Annotated in this window: 12 protein-coding genes; 6 read left to right on the top strand and 6 right to left on the bottom strand. The window is 40.6% G+C overall.

Annotation, left to right across the window (positions count from 1 at the left end):
- The first annotated feature begins 1 nt into the window (after nucleotide 1).
- Genes QE382_RS23230 through QE382_RS23215 form a run of 4 tightly spaced genes read left to right on the top strand, consistent with a single transcriptional unit; the run spans nucleotide 2 to nucleotide 6,684 of the window.
- Nucleotides 2–1,726: a DUF4983 domain-containing protein gene (locus QE382_RS23230; RefSeq protein WP_307187954.1), complete on the top strand. Its 1,725-nt coding sequence runs from the start codon at nucleotides 2–4 to the stop codon at nucleotides 1,724–1,726.
- 18 nt (nucleotides 1,727–1,744) lie between these two features.
- On the top strand, nucleotides 1,745–3,757 hold the full coding sequence (locus QE382_RS23225) for a M60 family metallopeptidase (protein ID WP_307187953.1): 2,013 nt from the start codon (nucleotides 1,745–1,747) through the stop codon (nucleotides 3,755–3,757).
- Between the two features lie 10 nt (nucleotides 3,758–3,767).
- Nucleotides 3,768–5,534 (top strand): LamG-like jellyroll fold domain-containing protein, encoded by a 1,767-nt coding sequence (locus QE382_RS23220; RefSeq protein WP_307187952.1) that lies wholly within the window; start codon nucleotides 3,768–3,770, stop codon nucleotides 5,532–5,534.
- A gap of 13 nt (nucleotides 5,535–5,547) precedes the next feature.
- Complete coding sequence (locus QE382_RS23215; protein ID WP_307187951.1) at nucleotides 5,548–6,684, top strand: discoidin domain-containing protein; 1,137 nt, start codon at nucleotides 5,548–5,550, stop codon at nucleotides 6,682–6,684.
- A gap of 151 nt (nucleotides 6,685–6,835) precedes the next feature.
- Here the strand turns inward: QE382_RS23215 and QE382_RS23210 are convergent, their stop codons facing one another.
- From QE382_RS23210 to QE382_RS23185, 6 genes are all read right to left on the bottom strand, one after another.
- Nucleotides 6,836–7,861, bottom strand: coding sequence for an endonuclease/exonuclease/phosphatase family protein (locus QE382_RS23210; protein WP_307187950.1), 1,026 nt, complete (start codon nucleotides 7,859–7,861; stop codon nucleotides 6,836–6,838).
- Nucleotides 7,862–7,868: 7 nt separating this feature from the next.
- A complete protein-coding gene (locus QE382_RS23205; protein WP_307187949.1) occupies nucleotides 7,869–8,318 on the bottom strand; it encodes a hypothetical protein in 450 nt (149 codons plus the stop codon).
- A gap of 1 nt (nucleotide 8,319) precedes the next feature.
- Nucleotides 8,320–9,243, bottom strand: coding sequence for a DUF5689 domain-containing protein (locus tag QE382_RS23200; RefSeq protein WP_307187948.1), 924 nt, complete (start codon nucleotides 9,241–9,243; stop codon nucleotides 8,320–8,322).
- Between the two features lie 11 nt (nucleotides 9,244–9,254).
- Nucleotides 9,255–11,972, bottom strand: coding sequence for a TonB-dependent receptor (locus QE382_RS23195; RefSeq protein ID WP_307187947.1), 2,718 nt, complete (start codon nucleotides 11,970–11,972; stop codon nucleotides 9,255–9,257).
- A gap of 87 nt (nucleotides 11,973–12,059) precedes the next feature.
- A complete protein-coding gene (locus QE382_RS23190; RefSeq protein ID WP_307187946.1) occupies nucleotides 12,060–13,490 on the bottom strand; it encodes a fimbrillin family protein in 1,431 nt (476 codons plus the stop codon).
- A gap of 37 nt (nucleotides 13,491–13,527) precedes the next feature.
- Nucleotides 13,528–15,132 (bottom strand): fimbrillin family protein, encoded by a 1,605-nt coding sequence (locus tag QE382_RS23185; RefSeq protein WP_307187945.1) that lies wholly within the window; start codon nucleotides 15,130–15,132, stop codon nucleotides 13,528–13,530.
- 158 nt (nucleotides 15,133–15,290) lie between these two features.
- Between QE382_RS23185 and QE382_RS23180 the strand changes: the two genes are divergently transcribed.
- Both QE382_RS23180 and QE382_RS23175 read left to right on the top strand, forming a co-directional pair.
- Nucleotides 15,291–16,421, top strand: coding sequence for a clostripain-related cysteine peptidase (locus QE382_RS23180; protein WP_307187944.1), 1,131 nt, complete (start codon nucleotides 15,291–15,293; stop codon nucleotides 16,419–16,421).
- A gap of 154 nt (nucleotides 16,422–16,575) precedes the next feature.
- A complete protein-coding gene (locus QE382_RS23175) occupies nucleotides 16,576–17,277 on the top strand; it encodes a hypothetical protein (protein WP_307187943.1) in 702 nt (233 codons plus the stop codon).
- Nucleotides 17,278–17,284 lie beyond the last annotated feature (7 nt).

Raw genomic sequence — 17,284 nt, 5'->3', positions numbered from 1 at the left:
TATGAATAAGTATATAAAAATAATAAAAAATACCCTTTGTGGAATTGGAGGAATGCTTTTGTTGGTTGCCTGTAATAAGGATTTTCCAAATCTGCTTCAAAATTTTAATGAGGCGAAAGATAGCCCCGCAAGTAAAGATAAGGTTTTGCTGGTTATCTTGGATGGGTTGTCGGGATCTGTTGTACAAGATATCGAACCTGAAAATATGACACTGTTGACGCGTAATGGATTGGTAACCTATGGCAGTTTAGCTGATCCGACTACTGACTTTAAAGTAACGAATACGTCTGTTGCTGCGTCACTATTGACTGGCGTGAATAGTGATAAAACAGGTGTTATGTCTGGAGATATCAGTACGTTAAATCCGCAATATCCAACCATTTTTGAGCGGTTGAAAAATGAAGCACATCGCTCCAATTTTTATACTTCATCTTCAGCATATGGTACTTACCTAGGTAAAAATGCGACAGTACAAATCGGTGCTGATGATCAGGGCGTAGTGACCGATGCATTAAAGGGATTACAAACAGATTCTGCCGATTTAAATGTGGTTCATCTTACAAAAGTAGAACAAGCTGGATTGGCGAGCGGTTACACCAGTGAGTCGGCTGACTATGTCACTGCTGTTCAAAACGCAGATAAGCAAATTAAACAATTGGTGGATGCAATCAAAGGCCGAAAGTCTATTTCCAATGAAAACTGGTTAGTGATCGTTACGTCAGGCAAAGGAGGCAAAACTAAAAACTCAGAGAGCGATTTTACAGCATATGGAGATAGTGAGCGGAGTACCTATACATTGTTATACTCACCTAAATTTACGCGGAAAATTATCCCTCGGCCGAGTGCAAAAGATATTCCTTTTGTAGGCAATGCTACTCGCTACACCTATGCAGCCAATAATCAGGTATATGGTCAGCTGACTGATCCGAACAAGTTTAACGTAAGTGCAAGTGAAGATTGGACGATTACCTTTTTTGCAAAACACAACAGTCCCAATACGACTTATAACTATGCAGTTTTTCTTGCCAAGCGTTTGCAGGGATTCAGCGGAAACGGCTGGAATATCTTTTCAGAAAGTGGGGGCTGGGGCTTCAATAGTTCTTTTGCCAATCAGACTTTTGGGGACTATATCAATGATGGTGAATGGCATGCACTTACTGTTGTGATTAAACGTAGCGGCACGCAAGATTCGGTGTATACGTATACCGACGGTACAAAAAATTCGATATCAGGTAAGGTTTCGCAAAATGTGGTTGCTAACAGTAATTTTGACAACACAAGTCCACTACGTATCGGATACAGCCCAGGTGATGGAAATACGGGCTGTGATCTTTCGCTTTGTAATTTACAAATTTATAACCGTGCCTTTACTCATGATGAGGTAAAACGCTATGGTGGTGTAACACATATTGATGAATCCTTTCCATTTTGGAGTAATCTTCAGGGATACTGGCCAGGCTATGGCGATGTGAATACAAGTAAGCTTACAGAGAAAGCAAAAAAAGGTGCTGGAGATCTATCGCTTAAGGGGCCGGTTTCATGGACAAGCTTCAATGAACTGGTTCCTTTCTTTCAACCTCCAATCGAAGGATCATTTTTTAGACAAGTTCCAAATGCGGTTGACGTTCCTTTTATGGTCTACCAGTGGCTGGGGATAACCGTAGAAAGCGATTGGAACTTGGATGGAAAAAGCTGGAGTCCGGCGTATGTGCAAATCAGAAAGTAATCATTAGAACTAACCAATATGAATAAGATATATATAATGGGAGTATTTGCAGGAGTGATTGCTTTGGCCTCATCCTGCAGCAAATATGGCTATGACTTTAAAGATGGTTATCAGCTTGGGGACTCCACTGCTTCCGAGATTTTAACAGACACCACAATGGGTAGACCCGATAAAAGCCTGTATACACGTGCTCGGATCTATCCAGGGCTTGTGGGTGATGGGGTTAAACGTGTGATGGATACAACGGTGACATTATTGATGAATAAGCAATATGTGAACAGAAATGAGTTTAAAGTGCAGGCGACGCCGGCACCTTATTATAGTACAGGATTGTATGCACCAGCAGGAGAAGTCGTGCGGATTACTGTTCCGCAAGGAGTAGTGGGACTTACAGTTCAGTTGGGGGTACATGAGGATAATATAGGGGGAAAAGATGCTCCCCGCCGAGATGCTCTTATCTATACCCGTAAAGAGCTTTTTCCAGGTGTCAACTATGTCCGCAATTTATATGGTGGAACAATTTGGATTATCAATGAGAAGCCAATGACCTCACCTGTCACATTAAAAATTGCTGGAGCGGTTAAAGCGACGGATTTTGTTCTTGGGAAAAGTACAATTGCCCAGTGGCAAAAGGATGTTATGGCCAGTGATGTCCCTTGGATGGATCTAATCGGTAAACATGTCGCTTTTTCCGTGCCGCGTTCGCTTATTTCCCGATTTATTCAATCGGGCCGGGCAGATCATATTGATGAGGCGCTGGAACTTTGGGATAAAACGTATGAGGAAGATTACTACGATTGGATGGGATTGAGCCGTAATGCTCCAGATATTATTAACCGGTACCCAGAGTTTTGGGAGCGGGGTGTCATGGATATTCATCCCTCTGTCGGCTATGCACATAGTGGTAGTCCATGGGTCATGCAGGAAGATGAATACTGGCTTGATGAGCTGATTAACCCGAATACAATTAAAAAGGGAACTTCTTGGGGAACATATCATGAGGTCGGACACAATTATCAGGCCGTGTTTTCATGGAGCTGGAGTGATCTGGGCGAAACGACAAATAACCTGTTTATTTTCAACGCTGCGCGGAAACGTGGCAATACGGATCGGATTTCATTTCACCCGGCTTTAAAAACAGAAATACCGGCAGGAATAGCTTTCGCAAAAGATAATGTACCAAAGAATTTCTCAAATATACCACTTAGTTATGGACTCAGTTCCCCAAATAACGTGGTATTTGCACGCTTGACACCTTTTCTGCAGATTTTTGATAAAGTAAAGGGGAAAAATGGGGAATTAGGTTGGGATTTCTTCCCTTATATTTATTCAAAAGCTCGGAATGAGAATTTTTCGACATCGTTGGAACAAGCGAAGCGAGATTATTTTTATCGTCAGCTCTGTCATTTTGCTGGGACAGACTTCAATCGTTTCTTTATAGCTTGGGGTATTCCGGTCAGCGCTTCGGCAAAGCGGGAAATACGTAATCTGTATCCACCGCTGAAAACCACACTATGGGAGTATAATCCATTGACATTTACTGGTGGCGATACACCGCTACCGACCAAATATAACTTGCCAAGCAATCGTTTTACGTTCACTGCGAATGTTGCGACAGCGACGAATGAAAGTTTGGGGACCTTTGCAGCATTAACAGATGGTAAAGCAAATACCTACTGGCATACCTGCTGGTCAGGTTGTAGTATACCAACAACCGTTCCTGTTGAATTAACACTAAACATGAATGAAATGAATGCTTTTAAGGGATTTTATATTCAAAATCGTCAGGGTGCTACCTATCAAACGAAAGTGAAAGTGTTGATTAGCAGTGACAGTAAGAATTGGAAGGAAATGGGGACTTATGCATTGGCTCAAAGTGCTGAAAATACAGCACAGCGCAACGTTATGCGCGAATTTGTATTCTCCAGTATTGTGGAGGCTCAGTATGTCAAGTTTGTGTTTCCTAATCAAAACCTGGGGGGAGCTGTTCACGTAGCTTTGGCCGAAATTGGTGTGTTTTATGATATTTAAGCGGAGTAATATGAAAAGAAAATATAGACTGAAAAAACTTGCTTTGATCGCTTTAGGAGCGGTATTCACCTTAGCAAGCTGTACAAAGTATGCAAATCCAGCGGCGGTATATGAAGATTACGATCAAGGGGTCGATCAGACCGTGAAGAGAAGGGTCTTATTTATTTCCATTGATGGGGCGGTTGGATTGGAGATGAAAAAGATCATGCCAACTAATATTGCGGAGTTGCTGAAAACAAGTAAGTATTCATTTGAAGCAATTGCAAATGAGAATACAAAAGATGCGGCCACGTGGATGTCAATGATGTCTGGGGTAAACCAGGATAAGCATCAGATTGAAGATGATTCGTATATTCCAAAACCGGACGAAAATGATCCGCATCATAATGCTTCGGGCTATCCTTCCATCTTATATCGAATTTCAACAATTTCTCCGACGATAAAAACCTATGTGGTTGCACGTGATCAGGCAATTACAACTAAACTTTTGGTCAGTGCGGACGAAGCAACATCTGTCAATTCAGATGAGGAAGTTAAAAATAAAGTAATCGAGCTTTTGGGAAAAAAGAATCCGGGCCTGGCAGTTGTACAATTTAAAGATGTTTTACAGGCAGGTATAGCTGGAGGATTTTCTTCTGGAAATTCTGGCTATGTTGATGCGGTAAAGAAAGTGGATGGTTATATCGGGGAGATTATGAAGGCTTTAAAGGCACGGAAGAACTATCCTTATGAAAACTGGCTGGTTATTGTAACAAGTAATCACGGCGGGACAGATCGAGTGTATGGCGGAGATTCGTATGCCGAACGCAACATATTTGCTATTTTCCAGAATAATAATTTCAAACAGCTAGAACTGAAGGCAGATATTATGAAGTCCATGCGTTTTTATGGTTTTTATGATGCAGGTCAAACTTCTTTCGGTGGATATGGACCTAATGCTTTTCGTGGTCGGAATAATCCTGTTTTAGCAAATGAATCTATTTATGAAGTTGCTAAGACAGGTGAATTGACCGTTGAAGCAAAGATTAAAATGAATCCTGTAGACGGTAAATTTGATTATGCAAGTAATGCTCCATTTTTGGGGAAGAACGCTGCTCGGACAGGATCAACAGCAGGATGGGCATTTTTTAAGTCAGGTAGTGCATTAACATTTTTTGTTGCGGATGGCAGCACGAATGTACAGCCGGGAATGGGGCCTGTTTCGTCTGCTGGCGAATGGACGCATATTGCGGCAACAGTTGCTAAGGTAAATAATGTGCCTACAGTCAAAGTTTATGTCAATGGTCTAAAAACGGGGGAAGCGACTAGTACGACGATGAATCTGAATAATGTTACAAGTACTACTGGCTTGACTTTTGGTTATTTCCCTTATATTTTTTCAGGCTTAGCCGTAGATATGCAGTTATGTGATGTGCATATTTATAACAAAGCTATGGACGAAGCAACATTGAAGAAAAATGCCAATCGTGTCGGAATTCCGGATGCTGAATTGACGAATCCTAATCTTGTGGGCTATTGGCCAATGGATGGGCTGGTAAGCAACTCTTTTATGAATAAGGTAGCGGGAAACCCAAGTATTGCCGCACAAGGGGCCTCACGGCTTGTCCTTTCAGGAAATACCTTACCTTTTGTCGATCAGAATAATACGGTTTTAATCCAACCTGCAGACATGTTTACCCAAATCTTCTATTGGTTGGAATTACAGGCACAAAAAGACTGGAACTTAGACGGCCAGGTTTTCCTTAATAAGTATGAAATCGAATTCTTAAAGCCTTAAAGGATATTGTACAATGAAGAAAAGATTTAGCGAAGTAATTGGCAAATGCCTTTTGATTGGAAGCGTTTTAATGGCTGTTCAGGCATGCAAAGAAGAGGAACTTGTATTTCCACCACAGCCCGAACAGGAAGTAGTGGTCAGCGAAAAACGCCCTACAGCTCGTCCCTCCAGTTTGACCTATGTGTCGGCATTTAATCAAAATATTGAAATTTACTTTCCAAAGCTGAGTGATCGTGTGACAAAAGCAACTATCACTTATATGGATGGCACAGAGAAAAAGATAGAACTTACTAAGTTTGAAGATCCGATCATTATTCATTTGAGTGAATATAAGTCCTATGATTTTTCTATACAGTATTTTACAAACGAGGGGACATCGTCAAAAGTTACGACCACGGTGTTAACGCCATTGTCGTATGAAGTGAAGTATAAACTTGACAATATACAAACCGAACCAATTGAAGGCGGGGTGAAATTTACTTTTCCTAAGACCCTCGACCGTTCGTTGAAATATACGATCAAATATACGGTAGAAGGGGAACAAAGAATAAAGACTGTAGATGGGCCAGCTGTAGAATCTATAGCGATTGATAAACTGTTTGACGAAACAAAACCAATTTCATTTAAACTTACTATTGTTGACGCTGAACTGAAAGTTGAAGCAAGTAAAGTGATTGAGCAAGCTCCTGGAGCACAAGCTATGGTTGGCGATGAAGCCGAGTTTACCGATCGATCCAATTGGATTGCGACAGTTTCAGATGCTCAGATTGATGATGGAGGGGGAGCAGCAGCGTTAATAGATAACGATATAATGTCCTTTTGGCATTCTCAGTATGATCCATCCATTCCTTTTCCGCATTGGTTCAAAATTGATTTTGGTAAGGCACGATTCATTTCTAAGATTGGAATGATCAGAAGATCTGGTGCAAATAATGGTTTTATTCAATACGATTTAGAAACATCATTGGATGGCATCACCTTCACAAAGGTAGCTTCAAATCTGTCATTTGACCCAGCAAATAGCAATTGGCAATATTATACGTTACCTAAAGTTACCAGAGGGCGTTATGTTCGGGTGACCATGACAAAACCAAAGGATGCTGGCGATGATTTTACGCATCTGGGTGAATTTAAGGCTTTTGGCTATTAAATTGAATTGTTTTTTATTTATAAGAGCGGAAATCTATTAAAATTTCCGCTCTTATATTCAAGGAAGTTTGTTATAAACGATAGCTTCCTAATATGAGTTATAGGAGCATCCTATAATACGAGGCAGTCGGTAAAATAAACTGTTTTTTAGTTTATTTTACTAAATAGATCAACGTTGGAAAGTGATCTGAGTAGCCATTGATAAATACGCCACCTGAAAATGTCCGGTGCGGATAACCTTTGTTACGGCCTTCCTGTTGAACCAAAAAGTCCCGATTGAAGATTTCTGCTTTGACAAAACGTAAGCCTTTGTTTTTATTATCCAATAGTGGCCTGGAGATAATGATTTGATCAAAAAGGTTCCACTGTCCTTGATAACCAAGAGATCCAATTCCCTTATCGTAAAACTTCCACATGGTATTAAACAATCCTTGAGTTGGTACATCTTGTGGGTTTTTCTTGGCCTGCAAGACATCCTTCACGCTTTTATCTTTGGGGTCATCATTCAAATCGCCCATGATGATGATCTTGGCCTCCGGATTTTCGCGATATAGGGAATCACATATGCCTTTAGTAATACTTGCGGCGAATTCGCGAAGTTCAGAAGATTTATTGCCATAACGCGAAGGCCAGTGGTTGACAATGATATGCACTGTATCGCCAGCAATTGTGCCGGATACCAGTAGTTGATCTCTCGTTTTGAAGCCCGGGTTTTCAGGCAGGTTGAATGGATGAACCCTGTCATTAAAAGGAGTGAAGAATTCTGGATTATAAAGGAATCCAACATCCACACCACGGCGGTCAGGGGAGTCATGATGAACGATCTTTAATCCCAGCTCACGGAGTTGGGGATCTCGTGTAAGATCTTCCAGAACCCGGCGGTTTTCAATTTCGGCTACGCCTAAAGCAATGGGCCCGAGGTTTGAACTCGGCGAACCAATAGCGCGAATTGCTCGCGCCATATTTTTAATCTTTTGCTGGTATTTGGCTTCTGTCCATGTGTTGGCACCCTTTGGCGTAAACTCATCGTCATTGATGGAAGAATCTTTTACGGCATCGTACAAATTCTCCAAATTGTAGAATGCGATGGGGTAAACCCGACGGTTGGTTTGTGCGAAACTCGGGTGTGCAGCAAATAAAAGGAGAAGTAAAATACAGCTGATGTGTTTATAGTTCATCTTTTATCTATTTAGTAACGATAATCGTATTGTCTGAACCGTTTCCGCCAGTCGCACTTACGATTTTAATATTATCTAAACGGAATCCAAAAGCATTGTCGCTAGCAGAAACTTTAAACTCTACTATGCTGGTCGCTGCGGCTGGAAGATTCGGAATCGTAAAGGTGTAATATTTATTGAGATCGTTCGGAGCACTTACCGGAGTACTAGGAAGTGAATAGGTATGGCCATTCACAATAACCTTTACCATATTCAGATTGGCGTTATCCGGATCTTTGTTTACATTACTCATCAATTGAAAGCTTAATGATAGGTCAGTTTTATTTGCGGATTGAATACCTGCAATGTCTAATGAAATATCTTTATTTGCCGGAAACCATAATGAAGCGTTGACACCTGTAACGGTTCTGATATCAATAGATCCGCTTGCGTCGGTATAAGTTACTGGAGCTTTCATGTCAAAATCGGTAAAAGCAGCCAATTTTGGGACGGTTACCACTTCCATAAGTACCATCACCAAATGTCTCATTAAAGATCACTTCTCCGGCTCCGGGGTCAGTTGGTGTTGTTCCAGCATCTGTACCGTCAAAATCAATAACATCTGTTTTGTCACGTAAGAAGAGCTGCCAACCACCATTGTAACGACCTAAAATTCCGACTAGTGTTCCGTTTCCTTTAGGAAGGATCTCTTTAGCAAAGGTAGAGAAGTTGCTGTTGCGAACATCCAATGTTTTGCCATTCGCATCTTTGACTACCTCGCTAACAGTTGCCGTTCCACCTGCGAAAGCATTGACACCACCATTGTTAAAACGCACATTTTTAATGATAACCAACTTGTTGACCATCGAAGCGTCTAATTTAGAAAGATCAACTTCCAATGGCGTTAAATTAGCCGCATTAGGCCATCCGCTAACTTTTGTATGTTGTTTGAAGATTTCCCATGCAATACGATTGGCATTGGTTCCACTGAATCCAATCTGCAGTTCGCCACCATATTTCACCATGGATAGGCCTTTTAAGCTGATATACACTTCCTGGCCTGCGCGAAAAGTTGTGTACATGCTGTTTTGATCGACACCCAAATTGATGGCTGCAGTTTCATCCTGAATGTACAGTTGTTTGTAGATATTCCCCGAAATATCGTTTCCGGTCACTAGTGCTTTAATAACCAGATCTTCGTCGATTACTTTTGGATCGTTAATGCTTGCGTATTTTTCTTTTAATGCGGCTATTGTGGTGTTGGCATTTGGACCGTCGTAGATCGGCTGAGTCAATAAGGGGGCTTCAGGATCGCGCTTACAGGCTCCTGTAAATAAGATGAGTCCAATACAGATGAGCGATAGCATCGATGCACAGACCGTTTGTATATTTTTTTTATTCATCGTTGTTGAAATTAAAATCTATAGGATACATTCATAAAACAGTTGATTCCCTGCATGTAATAATATTTGGATGCAAACTTATTTGCTGCAGTAATATCCAGACGTGCATTTTCGAAGCCACCTGTTCGGATGTTTTTGTTGTTTAATACGTTGTTGACCGCCAAATTGAAGTTCATTGATTTGCGATTCTTCAGATAAAGAATTTTACCGATTGATAGGTCGACGGTTGCGCTATTTTTGAACTTTTCCTGGTCGGTCAGGATATGGTAGGCGCCATCGAGTTCCGGATCGTACGGATTGATTGTGCTGTAGTTTGATGCTAACTGACGAAGTGGCGCTTTGGATAGATACATATCGCCAGCATAATTTACGTTTGCTCCGAAAAACCAGTAGTCAACGAAATAACGGATACCTAAAGTTCCTGCGGTCTGTGGCATTCCACCAACATAATAGTTGTTGAGGTAGACCATTTCACGCTCATTATTGATCAATCCATTTTCGGAGTTCTGTGCTCCCATTGGGTTGTTGCTGTAATAGTATTCAGCTTTTGTTGCTGCGAGATCAATACTCCAATTGTTGTCAACTTTATAGGTCAATCCGAGCTCTATCCCTCTATTGACCTGGTTCATATCTTTTAGACCATGGTTGATAAAGGTACGGGCGGCATCGTTATAGTAACTTTGTCGGCTGATGAGATCTGTAAAGTTGGTCTGAAAGACCGATAAACGACCATTTAGTTTTGGCAAGGAGAAGACATAACTGATATCTGTAGAGAATATCTTGGCACTCTTGAGGTCTTCAAAAGTAAAGTCACTTACCCTCGGTGAGATATAAGCATCATTAGCCAATGGCGCTTTGGTCTGATAGCTGATCTTGGCGTTTAATAAATGACGGCCATTGAATTTGTAGGTCATTCCACCCTTGAAAGCATAGTCAAAAAAATGGTGTTCTTGCCCTTTACCATAAGAATTGGTCGGGAAGCGTCCATTTTTCATGTAGCCTACGCGTTGAAAGCTCGTGTAAGAAAGCTGTGTAGCGTAGAAAAAGTCGATGTTCGAATACGTGTATTCGTTTTGTAACCATGCATTCGCAGACTTGATATTAATGTTGTAACGATATCCAAAAATATCATCTTTGCGTGCCTTAAAGTTGGGATTTAACAAGTCGTTTTGGCTTTGACCTGTATTTTGTCCAAAGTCACGTTCAGAGAATTTGTCAATATCCAGCACATATTCAGCGCCCAGTAGATCCGCTACAGTTTTATATTGCTGGGATTGTGATCCTTTGGCCCCGATACCGAGGGTCAGTTTAGCATGCTCGTTAATGGTTTTGTTGAGCGTTGCATTAAAGCTGCTCTCCAGGAGGTCGCTATGGCGTTTTTCAAGCATGTAAATTGCGGCGCCATCATTGATTTTATTCTCAAGCTTATTAACGAGGTATAAGTTGTCCCAGTCGACCTGCGATACTTTGGCCGATTGCCATAGGTTCGTATAGAACTGATTGGTAATGGAATCCGTAAAGTAGCTTGGTAAATTACGGTAATAATCGGGCCTTGGGTCGGGACCGTTGTACCAATTGAGCGCTGTGCTAGCATATTTGCCATAATGCAGTGATATACCTGTAGTCAGTTTTGTGTTCGGATCGATTTTCCAGATATGTGAAAGGATTGCGGTCGGGTCGTAAGCCGTTACTACACGCGAATTCCTGATTTTTCCATCTTGGTAACCCCAATTGGGGTTGTATAGGTTATTGTCGAGGAGATCGTAGGCTTCCTGAAAAGAGCCTGATTGTTGACCACGCTCTACGGGTGAACCAAAGGTAACTAGGGATAAGCTGTGTTTTCCTTGTTGGAATTGTTTTTCAATCGACAGGGCATAAGAGACATTCTTGTAGAATGTTCCTTCTACATAACCTTTATCGGCATAACGACCACCGATCAAACCTGTAAATGCCCAGCCATTGTCCATGAGACCGGTGGAATAGCTCAGCATGCCGCGGCTATAGTAATTCCGGTTGGTATAGGTAGCTGTTGCCTTTGCGCCTTTCGCAAAGGTGCTTGCACGCATATTGATGTTTTCAGAGCCGCCAATGGAGCCGAATGTAAAAGTCGATGCATCCATGGCGTTGTCTTCGTCACCATTTCGGGTCAAATCATTGATGGCTCCAATGGAGGCGTAGTTGAAGACACCACGCAACTGGTCATTGAAATGTACACCGTTGATATATTTTTGTTCGTATCGGTTGTTGTATCCGCGAAGGCGGAAACGGAACTGTGAGAGCTGATAACCAATTTTGTTAACGTATACGTCATTGGAAAGGATAATTTTGGCCGCAATGTTTTGATCGAAAGATTCGTTATCATCATCCAATAAATCATCTGCAGCCATGCTCAGTTGTACCATATTATCATTGTCGGTACTTGGAAGAACATAAATATCTTCCATTTTGAGCAGACCGGAGGTCGGGATTTGAACAGTAATTTTAGTTTCTTGGATGTTACCGCCCGTGATCAGGATGGTTTCCTCGCCTGAATTTAACTTCGGTAGATTGAAGTTTCCTTTGGAATCCGTAACGACTGTTTTTTGATTTTTTTCAAAGACGAGACGTACATTGGAAAAAGGTTCTTTGCTCACCTGATTGCGTACGATACCCTGTACGTTGGCCTTTTGGGCAAGGATAGGGGTACTGGCCGCCGATAAGAGCGCAAAAAGTATGTATTTTTTATACATAGCTTGAGGTTAAAAAGTGAAATGTATTTAGCTAACAAATGCAACACATGATGGATGTGTTGCATTTGAAGATGTTTTTATTGTATTTTATTTTTGGCCTTTTAAGACGATATTATCGATGCGGACACCAGCTTTGTTGGTTGCTATATCTGAGAAGAAGGATAATTTCGAGTTAGCGGAAAGTGTAGTTGCAGTAGAAAGATCTACTGTTACATTAATGAATTTATTTGCATCTGAAGCAAGGATCATTTTGGATTCAGGATTGAATGTTTGACCGTTAAATATGATCGCTAGATTTTGCAGGTCGAAATCCTTCGATGTTCCAGTTGCCACGTCAAACGAAACTTTTAATTTACTTGCTTTATCTGTATCAATTCCTTCTATAGCCAGCTCCGAATTACCTGTAGTAGGTAACCATGCGTGATTGTTTACAATAGTTCCAGTTGTTCTAATGTCCGCTTTTGCATATTGATCGGAGTATTTAACTGTAGTATTCGACCAGCCTTTGAAATCAGCTATTTTAAATTTTTCATCCTTACTTAAAGGGGTTGTTCCGAAATCTTCTTCAAACAATGTCTGCTCAACGGGATCAGTTGTGCCACCGCCATTTTCTTCGTCTTTCCCGATAGTATAAGACCCCGAAGGTACATCGGTCCAGTCAACAATACTTCCTGAAGCTACAATAGCTGTATTGTTGCCTGCTTGCTCCTGTAAAGTAATGTTATAGCTATATTTTTTACCTGATTCGTAGCTTGTTGATGATGGTAAAGTCCATGTATAGATTTCATTGCCAATTTTGAATTCAACTTTTGCTCCAGAAATGTTGGCGACAGGCAATAAGATGGCTTCTGCTGATGTAGTGGTTGTTCCAGCGGTTGTTTTTGCTTTGATAGCCGCTGGGTTAGTGCCAGCAGCTAATGTACCTGTTGCAAGGTCGAAGTTCGCTGTGGTATTGAATCCATTGTAAGTTACGGTAAGACCTGATAGGGAACTAACACCAGTTCCAGCAGCAATTGTCAATTCAATTTTACTGAGTTTGTGGCTAAATTGTAATTGGGCATTTGCTGTATTTTTATTGGCACCAGTTACATTATTAGCATACATGAAGTCAATTTTGTTTTGTTGCGTTTGATCGCTTACATTGACTGGGTAGACATTGTTGCTGATGGTTGTTTGATAAGGATAGTAGGCAATGAAATCTACGTTGGAACCATCAGCAGGATAAGAGATTTCTTCTGTAGTGCTATTCGCTTTGAAGTTTCCGTCTCCACTTGTCGTAACATATTGTTTGTTGCTGGCCAATACATTGTTTAAACCGTTGCCGGTTTTCATGAAAACACCGATAGCATCGTTGCTTTCCCAGTTTGCACCAGCTGCTTTAGTAGTAACTTGATTGGAGATTGTTGACGAAAAAGTTACCGCTTTGGTAATTTCTTGTTCTGAAACAGGTGCCTTTTGGCAGGAACTTGTAACGGCTGCTGCCGCAGTCGCTAGCAATAAAAGTTGGTTTACTTTCATAATTAAAATGAATTGATATGACTAAGTCGTTTATTAATTATTTCCAAATAGAGGTGTTAATATTTCCTTTTTGAGCGTCATTGAGATCCGGGAAGAACGTGAATCCGGTAGCTTTCTCCAGGTCAGTAACGGTTAACCGATAATTTTCAAAGGTTACGCCAGATGGAGGTGTTTCATTGTTCATTTTATAGGCGATGGTATAATATTCGGATCCTTTTTTCATTGCTAGTGCTTTGAAGTAATATTTGGGTTTGGCGATATCTTTGCCATCATTGTCCTGCGCGAAATCCAATACTGTATTGGTACTTGTTGTAGGCATTGCTCCTGTTACGACATACATCGTATCACACTGTGCCGTCCAGGTTCTGACTTTCGTTTCCAGGTTTGCCCAAATACCTTGGTTCAGGCGTGAAGCTTGTGCGGTCATGTTGGTGAAGTAAAACGTTGTTTTATTTTGGGTTGTATTTAAGTTGCGGTCCGCACTTGGTAATTGGTGTCCTCTGTCGTAGCCGCTTGGCTTGAAACCATTAAATAAATTAGGTTGAAAAGCCGTAGAGACTTGCGGATCATATCCCCATGCATCCGTGCGATTGCCCGATCCCAAAATGCTGCTGTATAACGGATAAGCTACCCAATACGCCATTTTTAATTTTTTGTCATATAACATCGCATAGTTTCTACTGTCGCTGGCGTCTGGCATAAAATGCTGTATAAAAACTTCGTCATTGCTGAGACTGTTCATCTTGGGAATTTCTAGATAGGCTTGTGAATCTCCGACTCCACCGCTCGGTTTACCGTTGTCGATTTTGATGTCAAAGCTGTATCTGTTACCTGCGGTCAGTTGCTTTAGGTTTTGATTTTGTGGTACCGTCCAGGTATAGCTATCGCCATTAGCAGCAACAAACTTAATTGCCTTTCCGGTGATATCTTCACCCGGAAGAAGTATAAATTCAATTAAAGCTGTTTTATTCGCATTTACTGTTACTTTTCCCTGAACATCTTTTTTATCGGTTGAATTCACAGTCAATTTTCCAGCTGTTAAGTCGAATCCCCCTTGCGTGCTTATTGCTGGTAATTTAACCGTAACTTGATTTGCCTCCAGTTCAGCGGTATTGGTAATGGAGAGATGAATACTGATTTTACTCAATTGCCTTACAAAGTTAAGCGGGATGGTGTGGTTACTTTTATCGATGTTTTTAGCGTTATTTGCGTACATCAGATCTAAAGCTGCGGGATTGGACTGATCACTTAAATCAATTGGATATTGAAAATCTGTTAGCGATTTATACGGATAGTATGCGATGAAATCCACTTTTTCAGCGTTTAAGAAAATTGAATTGTTGCTTTGAAAAAGCGAACCAGTAAAAGTGAACAAGTGATTGTTGACCTGGTCGATAACAGTCGCTGACTCCAACGGTTGACCTGATCTGTACATGTATACACCGATTTGATCATTCTGTTCCCAGGTAGTTCCGGTAGCTTTTGTGTTGATTTGGCCGACGATGGTGGGGGTAAATTTTACTGCCGGTTGCTCGATTCGAGATTCAGGCTTCTGACAGGAATTAAATGTAAGCGATGCAATCATAAAGCAAGCTATTCGCAACATATGCTGTTGTGGAATAGTTATGATCTTCTTAATCATATTGATAGTTAGTGTTTGTTAATAAAGTGATGGCAAAAATACTTAAGTTAAGTTAAATTAATATGAAGTCTTCGTATTCTTTTGTGTAAATAATTACTTTATTGATGTATCAGTTTGATTTTTAGATATATTTGTTGCTGTTTTTAAGTGTTTTTACTATGAATTTGATTATGTTCCGCGTATTGATGGTATCGTCTATTTTATCTATGACCTTGTTAAATAGTTGCAATGACAAAAAAGACAAGTTAATGGAGAGCGATAGCCGTGTGTTGTTGGTTTATATTGGTGCTAATAATAACCTGGTTTCAGATGCTTATAACAGCATCAATGCAATGGAAGAGGGGTTGGTTGGATTGGACGCCGATGTTTATGTATATGCCTCTTTGGCGGGCACCACGCCCAAAATCTACAAAATTGTAGCCGATCAAAGTCCAGAAATTAGAAGTACGGTCATCAAATCATATGGGGATCAAGATTCGGCAAACCCCGAAGTAATGAAACAAATCCTATTGACCATGAATGCATATGCAGGCAGTCGTCCAGTAGGGCTTGTGTTATGGTCACATGCAACAAACTGGCTGCCAAATGTTGGTGTCAAATTGATGTCTTTTAACGAAGACAGGGGAAGCAAAACTGAACTCAGGGATCTGCAAACGGTTATTCCTTCTGGGCTTGATTTTTTAATGTTCGATGCCTGTTCCATGGCGAGTGTGGAAGTCTTGTATCAGCTTCGGGAAAAAGCTAAATATACGATTGCTTCACCAGCGGAAGTGTTATCCACGAGTATGCCTTATCATTTGGTCTTGAAACATTTTTTTGATCCTAATCTCGAGCGGGGGCTGATGTCTGCTGCGGCAACATATTTTAATTTTTATAATCAGTTAACAGGGCTCTATCAGTCTGCTACAATAGCTGTAGTGAATAATGCCTATTGGTCGGATCTTGCAAACAACGTCCATATTGCATTGAATAAATCGCCCCTGACAACGGTGTATCGCGACAATTTACAGCGACTGGATTTTGACGACAAGTCTTTATCTGCTGGTTTTGATTTTCTTGACTTTGTACATCAGAACATGTTGCCCTCAGAGACAACAGCTATCGAGGCTACAGTTTCGAAATTGGTTATCTATAAGGCGAATACCGCCAGGTTTCTGGGTAAACCCATTTTGCAGTATTCCGGACTGTCCTGTTATGTCCCTAATGATTTAAATAAGTGGATACATCCCTATTATAATACACTGCAATGGTCTAAAGATAGCGGCTTTAATTCTTTCGTGAAGGAGTAGGTTTAATATATGTATTCTCATTTTTCCCTGAATTCAGGTAGTGAAATGCTTTCGCGACTTTAATAATTTTGTCAATAAGAAAAAATAGCACAATGTTTGCTGCTGATGTAAAACATATATTGATTTGACAAATTATTAATCGTACCGAGTTCTAATGAATGGATTTAAAGCAAAAAGAAAATTGAGAAGATTCTATGGCGTGATTTGTGCTTTTTTAATGACTTTGACATTGTCAAGTTGTTTTGATTTTGTTGAACAGATTGATTTAAAATCGGACGGTTCTGGGCATATTGCGGCGACATTAAATTTGAGTAAAAGTAAGACGAAGGTGTCTTCTTTAATGAAGATGAAAAGTATAAAGGGAATCCGAATACCTACTCAAGCCGAAATGGAGAAGGAAATTCGATCTGCTGTTCAGTTATTGAAGCAGACTAAAGGTATTTCTAATGTAGCGTACAAGACGGATTTTACCAATTACATTGTTAATATTTCCTGTGATTTTAGCCAGATTGAATCGTTGAATGCTTTTTCGGATATCTTGGCAAACCGTTTTAAAACTAAGATATCAAATTCGAACCGATATTATTATCATGCGCAATCTCATGTATTTGAACGCAAATTTGTGGCTTCCAATGAGTGGAAAGCAAAATTCAATCAGTTGGGAAGCGACAATACAACCCAGTTTGCAGACGCATTCTATACACAGATCGTACGTTTTGAAAAGCCTGTAATCTCTCAGGGAAACAGTTTGGCAAAGGTTGCAGGAAATAAAAAAGGGGTACTGCTGAAGTTGCCTTTTATGGATCTGGTGTATGGTAAATCGAGCTTGGCGAATAAAATCATACTAACAAAATAACCTCATA

It is taken from the genome of Sphingobacterium zeae (assembly GCF_030818895.1).
Taxonomy (GTDB): Bacteria; Bacteroidota; Bacteroidia; order Sphingobacteriales; family Sphingobacteriaceae; genus Sphingobacterium; species Sphingobacterium zeae.
Note: the sequence above shows the minus strand (reverse complement) of the source record. Positions and strands in the feature narration are given on the sequence as shown.